Raw genomic sequence first — 11241 nt, 5'->3', positions numbered from 1 at the left:
GCCGTATACGCCGCCCGCCACCGCGCCGGCTGACATCCTCGCCAAGATCGACTACGAAGCGCACGGCAAGATCAAGTTCGACACGGCGCACGCGCTGTTTGCCGATGGTCCTGGCCAGTTTCCGGTGACGTTCTTCCACCTGGGCACGTTCTTCCGTGCACCAGTGCGCATGCACGTGGTGGAGAAAGGCGCCGCGCGCGAGGTCGTCTACGACGAGACCTACTTCGACATGCCTGCCGACAGCCCCGCGCGCAAGCTGCCGCGCGGCAGCGGGTTCGCTGGTTTTCGCTTCCAGGAAAGCCGCCTGGGCGACCAGAAGAAACTCGACTGGAAGAAGAATGACTGGGTGGCCTTCCTCGGTGCGTCGTACTTCCGCGCCATCGGCGAGCTGTATCAGTACGGTCTCTCGGCGCGCGGCATTGCGCTGGACGTGGCTCAAGCAGGCAAACCGGAAGAATTTCCCAACTTCACGCACGTGTGGTTCGACACGCCGGCAGACAACCGCGCCGATTCCGTCACCATCTACACGCTGCTCGACGGCCCGAGCATCACGGGTGCATATCGCTTCGTCATGCACCGCACGAAGGGCGTGGTGATGGACATCGACACGGCGATCTTTTTGCGCCGCGACATTGACCGCTTCGGCATCGCGCCGGCCACGTCGATGTACTGGTTCTCGGAAACCGCCAAGGGCACCGCCACCGACTGGCGCCCCGAGGTGCACGATTCCGACGGACTGGCTCTCTGGACGGGCAGCGGCGAGCGCATCTGGCGCCCGCTGAACGATCCGCCGCGCACGATGGCGTCCGCTTTTGGCGACAACAACCCGCGCGGCTTCGGCTTGCTGCAGCGCGATCGCGACTTCAATAACTACCAAGACGGCGTGCACTACGAGCGCCGCCCGAGCCTGTGGGTCGAGCCGCTGGAGGGCTGGGGCGAAGGCGCGGTGCAGCTCATCGAAATCCCGACCGACGACGAGATCCACGACAACATCGTCGCCATGTGGGTGCCGAAAGCGCCGGCGCGCGCGGGTAGTCAATATCGCTTGCGCTACCGCCTGCACTGGCTGGCCGATGAACCGTATCCGACGCCGCTGGCGCGTTGCGTGGCCACGCGCCTGGGTAACGGTGGCCAGCCGGGCCAGCCGCGTCCGCACGGTGTGCGCAAGTTCATGGTGGAGTTCAAGGGCGGTCCGCTGGAGAAGCTGCCCTTTGGCGTAAAGCCCGAAGCGGTGCTGAGCACCTCGCGCGGCACGTTCTCGTATGTGTTTACGGAAGCAGTGCCGAATGGTGTGCCGGGCCACTGGCGCGCGCAGTTCGATCTGACGGTCGACGGCAAGGACCCGGTGGACATGCGCCTGTTCCTGCGCGTGGATGGCAAGCCGCTGTCGGAAACGTGGCTCTACCAATACCACCCGTTCCAATCGCCGGTGGGGCCGGTGGCGTCGTAAGCACCGGCGCGACCAATAAATAAGGCGGGAGAATTCCCGCCTTATTTATATGCCACCGTCACCACGGCCAGGGCTGGTTCTGCCCCCGGCGGATGCGATAGCGTAAGTTTGCCGTTCTTGCCTGTGAGCACGTTGGCCTTGAAGCCTTCATACCGGGCGCGCACAGCTGCGCCACCAACGGCCTCACTAACACGCTGCCACACGCTCGACGATTTGCTGCGCGCCACGACCGATACCTCGGCGGGCACTGGCTTGACCACGGGCGTGTTGAAGTCCACCACCACCTGATTGCCGGTTGCGGCTGTACGCGCTTGCAGACCATCGACCACGCCCGCAGCACGCGGCCCGGCCTGCACGCTGTACCCGGTTGCAACAACAGCGCCCCTAAACCGGATCGTTCCACTGCTCTGGCCATCAGCTGCCAGCGCCCCAGTCACCCCAATCGCCGCCATCAACGCGGCGGCCCCTCTCGTATAGCACTTGCGCATAACAACCCCCAATGCCCGACCCTCGGGCGATGCTCTCTACCCAGTCGTTTACGGACGACCAGACATGACACGTTTTTAACGACTAATTTGTGACAGCCAGATTCAACAATTTTTTACATACGAAATCGTCTCACAACCCGATTCCTATCTTTAACTCCGGGTATTCCCGATTGAATATAAGAATCAGAAATACAGCATCCTCAGAGATTTATGGTGTCGGCCATACTGCCAGCGCTTGCATCAGCCGTTTGCCCAGCGGGATGCGCTTGGCCATGTCGACTTCGTTGGGCATGTCGATGTTGAGGGCGAACGCGTAAACCTGCCCTGCCCGTTCAACCCAGCCCACCCACCAGCCGATTTCGGGCTGGTACTCGGTTGCGACGCCTGTCTTGGCGTAGAGCGCTGCGTCACCCTGCTTCTCGATCAGCAACATGCGATGGACCCAATCCCACGTACGTGGCGTCACGGGCAACTGCTTGAGTGCCAGTCGGCTGGTGAAGCGCGCTTCTTCAAATGCAGAAATCTCCAGCGGACCACGCAGCCAGAACTGGTCAATCACACTGCCGATCTGACGGTTTCCATAGTCAAAGGCATCCACGTAGGCCTGCATACGCTCAGCGCCAATGCGGCGCGCCACTTCCTGATAGATCGGCACGTTGGACGCACGAATCGCCTCGGGCAACGGCATGTCGTGCTCCCAGCGCTTGTAGGGCTGGGGCTTGCCGCCGTATGGGACCACCTCGTGGTCATCGCGCACGGCACCCGTATCGAAGGCAATCAGGCTATTGGGAATCTTGAAAGTCGATGCTGGGTGAATGCGGCGCGCGGCGCGCGACAGGTCGACCACGTATGTGCGATCAGCGCTGATGTCCATCAGCACGAAGGTGCCCGTGACACCGGTTTCGTCGAAGACGCGCTTCAGGTCATCGCGCACGATCAACTCGGCGTGCGCTTGACTGGCACCCATCACGAAAGCACAGGCTGTAAAGGCCAGCGCGAAGGTCTTTGACCAGCGAGAGAGCATAGGAACTCCTTGAACGTTGTCGGTAGCTGCCGGCAAGCACCGGCGCTGCGCATCGTAGGGAGCGCGCTGTGCGCTTTCCAGCGCGCAAGGCATGCTGCACGTCACACGCGTAACGCCTGTAACAAACGGCTTGGCGCACAATGACGGCAATCTTTTTTGCCTTGCAGCCTCAACTGCAGTTTCCGTATGCAGCCACCCACCTTGCCCGCCCTTCACCTGGAACTGACCACGCCGCAAACCGTCGATGGCCGACGTGCGCCGTTCCAGAGCCTGTGGCTGCTGGTGCGGCTGGCCTATGCACACCGCCTGTCGCCCGAGCAGCCCTTTGTGCGACTGGCTGATCTGCGTGGGGCGGTATCGGATGCCAGCACGCAGCGCATGATGATCAGCCGTGCGTTTCGCGATTGGCAGAACTGGGGGGTGCAAGCCGGCTGGGGCGAACAGCGCGACCGCGAGCCACGCTTCCTCAACGCCGACAAACGCAGCCAGGGCCCGTTCTGGCTCACCCCCGAAGACGCCGCACGCGTCGTGTGTCTGGTCGAAGGGCGTATTGCCGACGACACGGACGTACGCGCCTTCCTCGGCATCACCACCGCAGAATGCGCAACGGACAACGCTGCAGACGCCACCGCCAGCGCGCTATCCGGCCCCGCACCCGGCACACCCAACCCCGCGTTCTGGCATGCCTTCCTGACGGCTCGCCATGCCATGCGAGAAGGGCGCCTGCTGCATGCGTTGGGGGCCGGCACCCACACCGGCAGCGCGTCTGATGCCGAGCGCGGTGGTGCGCTGCTCGCCCTGCGCCACGCGGGGGATACTGCCGACAACGATTTCCAGCGCGCCCTCGTCACCCTGGGCGAGGCAATGGCAGCCCGCCGGCTGGGCGACTCCACGCGCGCCAGCGCCCTGCTCTCGCAACTGCGGGCGCACCGCCGTCAGCGGCACGTGCTCGGCAACGACTACCTCGCGGCCATGGAGCGTGTCGTCACCGCCTGGTGTGCGTACGACCGACGCGATCTCGACCTCGCCGCCGGCCTGCTCGCACGCATGGCCGACGCAGAACCCGGCCGCAGCCTGCTGCGCTATCACCCGCAGATCCGGTTTGAGTGGAACAACCTCAGCGCCCTGATCGAACGCGCGCGGCTGCTCTACGCCGACACGGCCGACATTGCCCCGGCCGCGCGCGTACAAACGGCACAGCGCATCGTCGCCCAGTTCGAAACCGCGCTGGCTGCCGCGCTGGAGAGCCAGGCCTCCGATGCCGTGCAGCAGGTTGCCGCCAACCTCGGCATGACGTGCTGGCTGCTGCGGGATGCGCTGGGCAATTCAGCACCTGCGGATGGCACCATCGATGCCGTGCGCTGGCTGGCCATGAGCGAGTGGCAAGCGCTACGCAATGGCGGGCCACTGCAATCGGCATGGAACGCCATCGCCCTGATGCGCATTGCGCGTGCCGATGTGCCCCTCACCCTGGCCGAGCTTCGAACACGGGCCGGCCCGTTTGCCGAAGCCTTCGATGCACGCTACTGGCCGCAACGCTGGGCCGATGTGGCTGCACTGCGCCTGCGCGAGCACGACAGCGGCCGCCATCGATACGGCCACGTGCAAGTCAGCGGCCTGCTGCTGGAGCTGGCGTGGTTTTCCAATGCCGATGGCGATCACGCCACCTCCCGCACTGCCATGGAGCGGCTGTCGGAAACCGCACAAGACCTGGCGCCGCATGACCGCGCCTACTTCGCGCAAGCGCTCAAACAGCTTGCACAGACAACCGAGGCCGCCCCCTGAACCAGGTCGGTCATGAATCGACGGAAATATTCGTTGCATCCCTAACGATCTGTCGCTAGACTGCCGCGCATGTTCGATCACTGCCTGTACTTCAACACGACCGCCCTAGCCCGCACCGTCGAGCGCGAATGGACCGCCGCGTACGCGCCGTTCGGCCTGACGCCGCCGCAGGGGTTCGTACTACGTGTAGTGCTCAAGCGGCCCGGCGTGCTCAACCGCGAGCTGGCCGAGGTACTGGGCATTGCGCGGCCAACCGCCACGCGGCTCGTTGATGGTCTGGTCGCCAAGGGGCTGGTGGAACGCCAGCCCTCCGCGGAAGACGGCCGCGAGTGGAACCTGTTCCCCACAGATGCTGCACGTGCGGTGGAAGCTGCGTTGCAAGCAGCCAGCGCCAAAGTGGCACGGCGTCTGCGCGAGCATGTGGGCACCAGCATGTTTGACGACACGGTCCAGGCCATCCGTGAAGTGCGCAGCGCGCTGAACACGTAGCAAAAGCCAAGGCGGCATCTGCCGCCTCTTTCATCGCCATTTAGTTGCATACCTACGCATTTTTTGCAGGGAGCCATGCATGACCACAGTCCTCGTCACCGGCATCGAACCGTTTGAATCCGACCCGACCAACCCTTCCTGGGACATCGCGCAGGCACTCGATGGCACGCAAGTCGACGGCGCGACCATTGTGGCGCGGCAGTTGCCCTGCGTGTTCGGCGCTGCCAATGCGCAGCTGGTGGCCGCGATTGAAGAAACGTCACCCACACTGGTGCTGGCGCTGGGGCTGGCCAGCGGGCGGGCGGAGATCTCGGTGGAGCGCGTGGCAATCAACGTGATCGATGCGCGCATTCCGGACAACGCCGGTAACCAGCCGGTCGACACACCCGTGGTGCCAGACGGGCCGACGGCGTACTTCTCCACGCTGCCGATCAAGGCGATCGTGCAGACGCTACGCGAGGTGGGCGTGCCTGCGGCTGTGTCGCAAAGTGCCGGCACGTACAACTGCAACCACCTGTTCTATGGCCTGATGCACCACATCGCCACGCGTGCGCCGCATGTGCGCGGTGGCTTCATCCACGTGCCGACCACGCCCCAGCTGGCGGCACGGCATGCAGGCCGGCCAAGCCTGTCGCTGGATACGCAGGTCAAAGGGATACGCACGGCGATCAGCGTTGCGCTCGCCACGCGTGCCGATCTCAAGGTGAGCGGTGGTGCGGTGCACTAGGGCAGTCGTGCTGCCCGATGCTACGATCCAGGCGAAACTTCAATTCGCGAGGATCCTCACATGAAGAAGAATGCATGGATGCTCGGCATCTGCCTGGCGGTTGCAGGCGGCACGCTTGGTTCGATCACGTTACCTGCACAAGCGCAGGTGTCGGTTCATGTGCGGGTCGGCCCACCGCCGCCGCCACGCCACGAGCGTATTCCGAGAATGCCACCGGGCTACGTGTGGGCACCGGGTTACTGGCAATGGCACGCTGGTCGCTACGTCTGGCGCCCTGGCCACCAGATGCGCGGACGCCCCGGCCAGCACTGGCGGGCGCCGCATTGGGTGCACGGCCCCCGTGGCTGGGAAATGCGTCAAGGTGGCTGGGACCGTAACCACGGCCACCCCAAGAACCGCATCCAAGGCTGCCCGCCTGGCCGCAGGTGCTGATGAGATCAAAACTGGCCGGCCATGCGCCGGCCAGTTTTTTTGCCGAAGGCGATTCAGGCCACCAGCGGCATCAGCAACATGCGCGCAGCCAACTCCTGGCTAAACCCGTCGAGAGCCTGCACTGCGGATTCAGCACCGCGCGCCGTGTTCTGCAATCGGATGCCTTCCACTTGCTGGATGCCCACCGTGGCAAACACGTAGCGCAGATACGGCATCAGGAAATCCGTCTGCGCGTGGGCGCCGGCAAAATTGCCGCCCGATGCCGACACCACCAGCACCGAGCGATCCGCCAGCACACCAACCTTGCCTGTCGGCGTACGGCGAAACGTGCGCTCGGGCCGTACCACCAGGTCAATCCACGCCTTCAGCGTCGACGGCACGGTGTAGTTGTGCACGGGCGTCGAGATCAACACCGAATCCGCCGCCTCCAGTTCGCCGATCAACGTCTCAGACAGCGCCAGTTCCGCACGGTGCGCGTGGGTGCGATCCGCATCGGGCATCAGACTGGCCTCGACAAACGCAGCATCGGGATGCGGCAGGGGCGTTGCCGCAAGGTCACGCTCGATGATGCGCAGGTCTGCGCTGGCCTCGGCCAGTTGGTCGAGCACCAGTTGCGCCGCGCGTCGGCTGTGCGATCGGCCTTCTCTCGGGCTCACGGCCACATGCAGCAATGTCGTCATGCGGCACCTTTTGCTGGCGTGTTGAACCCGAAACGCAGGGCGCCGGCCAGCAGGCCGTTGCGGTAATAGAAGCGGTGGCCGAGCACGTTGGACAACGGCGTGTCCAACACCAGCCGCACGCAACCCAGGCGCTGCGCCGTGTCCTTCAGATAATCCATCAACACATTGCCCAAGCCGCTGCTGCGCAGGTTGGCGTCGGTCACCAGATCGTCGACATATAGAAACGGACCGTAGACCAGGTTTTCCTGCAGCCGATAGCCAGCCAGTGCGACGGGCGCGCCATCACGCCAGACAGCGATGAGGCGATAGCCTTGCTCGACCTGCCGGCGCCAGCGTGTAACCAACTCGTCGGCATCGGCCAGATGCGGCCGCAGTTGATGCATGACGGGAAAACACGCACGCAGCGCGGCTTCGTCTTCAATAGGGCGGATGGAATCCACGGTCATGCCTCCTGCGTCGTAGCCACGGCGGTCGCTGGTACCTGCGGCGCAAAGCGCAACGACACGGCAATGCGGTTCCACGCCTGGATGTTGGCAATGGCGGCCGTCAGAAAGGCCACTTCGGTCTTGGAGAAATGCTCACGTACGGCATCGTATGCGTGGTCCTCAACACCGTGATCGACCGTGCGTGCCAAGGCGGACAGGGCTTCTGTCCAGGCCAGTGCAGCGCGCTCGCGCGGGGTGAACACCGCCGGCGTGTCACGCCACACGGCCACAAGGTCCAGCTTGGAAGTTGCCACGCCCAGCTTGCGCGACAGATTCAGGTGGAACTGCACGCAGAACGCACAGCCGTTGATTTGCGAGGCGCGTACCTTGATGAGCTCGGTCAGCGGCTTTTCCAGCCCGGAGGCATCCACCGCCTTGCCAAGTGCTTGCAAAGCGGCCGATACACCACCGGCGGTTTCGACGAATTCCGAGTAATCCATGCGAGGCGAGAGATCGTGCATATCCAGCTCCTGTTTGGGGGACGACGTTGTAAGCATGTTAATATCAGAGTTCGAACATAATATTCGAACTCTTACATTATGAGCAAGCGCACCCCTGCCGCCAACGCGGGCAATGAGTTGGACACACCCTTCATTCCCGAGCCAGGCCAGGGCAAACGCGGTGAAGAGGGCTACCTTGGTTACCTGCTGCGCCAGGCCAGCGCCGCGCACCGCCTGCGCATGGAACGCGCCATGACCGACGTGGGCGTCACGCTGCCGCAGTTCCTGGTGCTGACCATGATCCGCGCCTACCCCGGCGTCTCGAATGCCGACCTCGCCCGGCTGGCCATGCTGACGCCGCAAACCGTGAGCGTGATCGTCGCCAACCTGGAGCGCAGCGGCGCTATCACGCGCCGGCCGCATGCCGTGCACGGCCGCATCCAGCACATCGATGTAACGCCGGAAGGATCGGCCCTGCTGGCTGCCTGCCGAAAACGATCCGGCGGCATTGAGCGGGAACTGCTCGAAGGCTTCACCCCCGAAGAAGAACAGGTCGTGCGGCGCTGGCTGGTGCACGCGGCCATGGTAGGCAGCGACAAAGCGGCACCCTGAGCACCCTCCCGCGCCTGAAATTTTTTCGCCCTCGTCCTTGACTTCAAGATCATCGCCACTATCATTCGATGTATCTTAAGATATATCTAGTGATGTTCAGCAGGAGAGTGACGATGCACGGATGGTTTGGACGCCACCACAAGATGTGGATGGAAAAGCATTTCATGATGATGGGCCGGCATGGCCACGGCCGCGGTGGTTTTGGCCGCGGCATGGGTGGCTTCGGCGGCCCTGGCGGCCACGGCGAGGGCGATGACGAAGGCGGCAGCCCCTGGCGCGGCCGGCGGCTGAGTTCAGCCGACCTGCAGCTCGTGCTGCTGGCGCTGCTCAAAGGCAGCCCACGTCACGGCTATGAACTCATCAAAGCGGTGGAAGAACACTCGTTGGGCTTCTATACACCGAGCCCTGGCATGGTCTACCCGGCGCTGTCGTATCTTGAGGATCACGGCTTTGCCTCCGTTACCGTCGAGGGCAACAAGAAGCGCTACGGCATTACGGCCGAAGGCGAGGCTTGGCTAGCCGAACGCCAGCACAGCGCCGACGCCATCCTCGCGCAACTGCGCGCCATGGGTGAACGCGTCAAGCGCATGAACGAAGCCATGGCGTTCGACCGCGAAACCGACGGCTCGGCTGAATGGGCCGACACCGGCAACGACCCGCTGCGCACCGCACGCTGGCGCCTGAAGTTCGCCATCATGGAAAAACGCTTCGCCTCACGCGAAGAACAACAACGCGTGGCAGACATCCTGCTGCGCGCCCTCAAGGAAATCACAGGGGAACGTTGAGCCTCGCAGCCTTGATCCGGGTGGCCTGCCGCCACCTGGATGACGTCTGCGCAGCCATACTTCCCCCCTCTTTTCCGCAGCCCAACTATGCTCGCCTTCTACCGCACACAAGGTCTCATGTCGCAGCTGCTTAGCCCCCTCAAACCCGCCACGCGCCGCATGCGCGTGCGCGCCATTCATACATTGTCACCACGCATGCGCCGCGTGGTCTTTACGGGTGTCTCGCCGACCGACCTGGCCGATCTAGCCAATGTGTCGCCGGGCGCCGCGATCAAGCTGATGTTTCCGCTCAACGCGAATGGAGCAGCCGATCGTACGCTGGGCCGGGCCTACACCATCCGCCGCTACCACGCCGAGCGTGCCGAACTGGAAGTCGATTTTGTCGTGCACGACGAGACTCCCACCGCGCAGCACGGCCCCGCCGCCCGCTGGCTGGAGCACGCGGCCCCTGGCGATGAAGTCGAGTTTGCCGGCCCCAAGCGCGGCTTCCAGGCAAATCCCGTCGCACCGTGGACGTTGCTGGTGGGCGATGAAACCGCGCTGCCGGCCATCTTTGCCATTCTGGAGAGCCTGCCAGAACGCACGCGCGTGCACGCCTTTATCGCCATCAGCGATGCCCGTGCACGCTTGCCGCTTGAAGGCGTGCCTGGAGGCGCATCCGCCGGGCACCCGCGCAGCCACGACATCCACTGGGTCGAAGCCGACACGGCGCACGCTGGCGCCATGGTGGTGGGTGCGCTGAGCGCGCAGACGCTGCCCACGGGTACGCCGCAAGTCTTTCTGGCGGGCGAGGCGTCACTGCTCAAACAGGTGCGCACGCTGCTTGAAGACACCTGGGCGGTGCCACGCGATGCCATCGATGCCAAGGGCTACTGGACAGCCGGACTCACGCGCGAGCAGCGCAAAGCGCAGGAGCGTCGCTAGTACCAACCGAGGTTGCGGGCCGGCGCGCTCACGCCGCACCGCGCACCCAGTCGCCCAGCACGCGCTGCCCATACAGCAGCGCGGCATCCATCGCCTCACGCGGTGAGCCGAACGTGCAACTGGGCAGCACGGACTGCGACCCCCTCAGCGACTGCCCCTCCGCGCTGCGAAAGACCACGTCGATACGGGCCTCCCAGCCACGCTCGCCCGCCGGAATCACTCGAGGGACGATCTCCACGTCTCCACAGATCTTGTACACCGTGTTCCTCCATCTCCAGCAAATTCGCCAGTTGCCTTCAATCTAGCAATGGCTATGCCACGCGTACCGGTTCTGGGCGACCGGAGGAACCACTCGCCGATTTGATCTGGATCAAGTCGCGTCACATTTCAGCCTTCTTCGGCCTTTAGCCCCACGCCAGGCGTGCCGTTGCAGAGGAGGACTCCCGCCCATTTCTGCTATTTCCGCCTACCTGCGCGCCCATAAGGCGCGGCACACCATGCGCAAGAACCTCCCGGTCACCCAAGCCGAAACCGCACTCGCCCCCACCGATTACCTCATCTCCCGTACCGACCTCAAAGGCCGCATCGTCTTCGCCAATCCGGCGTTCGTGCGCGTCAGCGGCTACACACAGGAAGAGCTGATGGGCTCGCCGCACAATCTCGTGCGCCACCCCGACATGCCCGAGGCCGCCTTTGCAGACCTGTGGACCACGCTGCAAGCCGGCAAGCCGTGGCGTGGTTTCGTCAAGAACCGACGCAAGGACGGCGGCTTCTACTGGGTGCTCGCCAATGTCACGCCCGTGTTCCAGGGCGGTAGCGTCACCGGCTATACCTCCGTGCGCTCGATGGCCACGCCTTCGCAGATTGCCCGCGCGCAGCGTGCCTACGCCGCCATCAACGAAGGCGACACGTCCTACACC

General features: G+C 64.2%; 15 protein-coding genes. 9 read left to right on the top strand and 6 right to left on the bottom strand.

What is annotated here, in order from left to right; genetic code table 11:
- On the top strand, positions 1-1450 hold a 1450-nt coding region (locus JHD73_RS23730; protein ID WP_199032633.1), incomplete at its 5' end, for a glucan biosynthesis protein.
- A gap of 41 nt (positions 1451-1491) precedes the next feature.
- Here the strand turns inward: JHD73_RS23730 and JHD73_RS23725 are convergent.
- Positions 1492-1938: a hypothetical protein gene (locus tag JHD73_RS23725; RefSeq protein WP_199032632.1), complete on the bottom strand. Its 447-nt coding sequence runs from the start codon at positions 1936-1938 to the stop codon at positions 1492-1494.
- 208 nt (positions 1939-2146) lie between these two features.
- A complete protein-coding gene (gene blaOXA / locus JHD73_RS23720) occupies positions 2147-2962 on the bottom strand; it encodes an OXA-60 family carbapenem-hydrolyzing class D beta-lactamase (protein ID WP_199032631.1) in 816 nt (271 codons plus the stop codon).
- A gap of 186 nt (positions 2963-3148) precedes the next feature.
- Between blaOXA and JHD73_RS23715 the strand changes: the two genes are divergently transcribed.
- The 4 genes from JHD73_RS23715 (at position 3149) to JHD73_RS23700 (ending at position 6395) form a co-directional block, all read left to right on the top strand.
- Positions 3149-4747, top strand: coding sequence for a hypothetical protein (locus tag JHD73_RS23715; RefSeq protein ID WP_199032630.1), 1599 nt, complete (start codon positions 3149-3151; stop codon positions 4745-4747).
- A gap of 69 nt (positions 4748-4816) precedes the next feature.
- Complete coding sequence (locus tag JHD73_RS23710) at positions 4817-5236, top strand: MarR family winged helix-turn-helix transcriptional regulator (RefSeq protein ID WP_199032629.1); 420 nt, start codon at positions 4817-4819, stop codon at positions 5234-5236.
- 79 nt (positions 5237-5315) lie between these two features.
- Positions 5316-5963, top strand: a complete 648-nt coding sequence (gene pcp / locus JHD73_RS23705) for a pyroglutamyl-peptidase I (protein WP_199032628.1) — start codon at positions 5316-5318, stop codon at positions 5961-5963.
- A gap of 60 nt (positions 5964-6023) precedes the next feature.
- Positions 6024-6395 carry a YXWGXW repeat-containing protein gene (locus JHD73_RS23700; protein WP_199032627.1) on the top strand — a complete coding sequence of 124 codons (372 nt, stop codon included), beginning with the start codon at positions 6024-6026 and terminating at the stop codon, positions 6393-6395.
- Between the two features lie 53 nt (positions 6396-6448).
- Here the strand turns inward: JHD73_RS23700 and JHD73_RS23695 are convergent, their stop codons facing one another.
- Genes JHD73_RS23695 through JHD73_RS23685 form a run of 3 tightly spaced genes read right to left on the bottom strand, consistent with a single transcriptional unit; the run spans position 6449 to position 8021 of the window.
- Complete coding sequence (locus JHD73_RS23695) at positions 6449-7075, bottom strand: FMN-dependent NADH-azoreductase (protein ID WP_199032626.1); 627 nt, start codon at positions 7073-7075, stop codon at positions 6449-6451.
- Complete coding sequence (locus JHD73_RS23690; protein ID WP_199032625.1) at positions 7072-7521, bottom strand: GNAT family N-acetyltransferase; 450 nt, start codon at positions 7519-7521, stop codon at positions 7072-7074. Before JHD73_RS23690 ends, JHD73_RS23695 begins: the two co-directional genes overlap by 4 nt.
- Positions 7518-8021, bottom strand: a complete 504-nt coding sequence (locus JHD73_RS23685; protein WP_199032624.1) for a carboxymuconolactone decarboxylase family protein — start codon at positions 8019-8021, stop codon at positions 7518-7520. The genes JHD73_RS23690 and JHD73_RS23685 overlap by 4 nt, the downstream gene beginning before the upstream one ends.
- 78 nt (positions 8022-8099) lie before the next feature.
- Here JHD73_RS23685 and JHD73_RS23680 point away from each other — a divergent pair, with 78 nt between their 5' ends.
- The 3 genes from JHD73_RS23680 (at position 8100) to JHD73_RS23670 (ending at position 10321) form a co-directional block, all read left to right on the top strand.
- Positions 8100-8612 carry a MarR family winged helix-turn-helix transcriptional regulator gene (locus tag JHD73_RS23680; RefSeq protein ID WP_199032623.1) on the top strand — a complete coding sequence of 171 codons (513 nt, stop codon included), beginning with the start codon at positions 8100-8102 and terminating at the stop codon, positions 8610-8612.
- A gap of 113 nt (positions 8613-8725) precedes the next feature.
- Positions 8726-9397, top strand: a complete 672-nt coding sequence (locus JHD73_RS23675; RefSeq protein WP_199032622.1) for a PadR family transcriptional regulator — start codon at positions 8726-8728, stop codon at positions 9395-9397.
- Between the two features lie 87 nt (positions 9398-9484).
- Positions 9485-10321 (top strand): siderophore-interacting protein, encoded by an 837-nt coding sequence (locus JHD73_RS23670; RefSeq protein ID WP_199032621.1) that lies wholly within the window; start codon positions 9485-9487, stop codon positions 10319-10321.
- Between the two features lie 28 nt (positions 10322-10349).
- On the opposite strand, the gene JHD73_RS23665 is transcribed toward JHD73_RS23670, so the two are convergent.
- Complete coding sequence (locus tag JHD73_RS23665; RefSeq protein WP_199032620.1) at positions 10350-10580, bottom strand: hypothetical protein; 231 nt, start codon at positions 10578-10580, stop codon at positions 10350-10352.
- A gap of 238 nt (positions 10581-10818) precedes the next feature.
- Here JHD73_RS23665 and JHD73_RS23660 point away from each other — a divergent pair.
- A partial coding sequence (locus JHD73_RS23660) for a PAS domain-containing protein (RefSeq protein ID WP_199032619.1) occupies positions 10819-11241 on the top strand: 423 nt, incomplete at its 3' end.

Origin of the sequence: Ralstonia sp. ASV6 (genome assembly GCF_016429285.1) — a bacterium.
In the GTDB taxonomy this organism is placed as follows: Bacteria; Pseudomonadota; Gammaproteobacteria; order Burkholderiales; family Burkholderiaceae; genus Ralstonia; species Ralstonia flaminis.
This window is presented reverse-complemented; position numbering and strand designations above follow the sequence as displayed.

Coding starts and splice junctions, on each gene's coding strand:
- JHD73_RS23695 (WP_199032626.1), bottom strand. CDS start 7,075: ATGACGACATTGCTGCATGTGGCCGTGAGCCCGAGAGAAGGCCGATCG.
- JHD73_RS23725 (WP_199032632.1), bottom strand. CDS start 1,938: ATGCGCAAGTGCTATACGAGAGGGGCCGCCGCGTTGATGGCGGCGATT.
- pcp (WP_199032628.1), top strand. CDS start 5,316: ATGACCACAGTCCTCGTCACCGGCATCGAACCGTTTGAATCCGACCCG.
- JHD73_RS23675 (WP_199032622.1), top strand. CDS start 8,726: ATGCACGGATGGTTTGGACGCCACCACAAGATGTGGATGGAAAAGCAT.
- JHD73_RS23685 (WP_199032624.1), bottom strand. CDS start 8,021: ATGCACGATCTCTCGCCTCGCATGGATTACTCGGAATTCGTCGAAACC.
- JHD73_RS23710 (WP_199032629.1), top strand. CDS start 4,817: ATGTTCGATCACTGCCTGTACTTCAACACGACCGCCCTAGCCCGCACC.
- JHD73_RS23680 (WP_199032623.1), top strand. CDS start 8,100: ATGAGCAAGCGCACCCCTGCCGCCAACGCGGGCAATGAGTTGGACACA.
- JHD73_RS23700 (WP_199032627.1), top strand. CDS start 6,024: ATGAAGAAGAATGCATGGATGCTCGGCATCTGCCTGGCGGTTGCAGGC.
- JHD73_RS23690 (WP_199032625.1), bottom strand. CDS start 7,521: ATGACCGTGGATTCCATCCGCCCTATTGAAGACGAAGCCGCGCTGCGT.
- JHD73_RS23670 (WP_199032621.1), top strand. CDS start 9,485: ATGCTCGCCTTCTACCGCACACAAGGTCTCATGTCGCAGCTGCTTAGC.
- JHD73_RS23715 (WP_199032630.1), top strand. CDS start 3,149: ATGCAGCCACCCACCTTGCCCGCCCTTCACCTGGAACTGACCACGCCG.
- blaOXA (WP_199032631.1), bottom strand. CDS start 2,962: ATGCTCTCTCGCTGGTCAAAGACCTTCGCGCTGGCCTTTACAGCCTGT.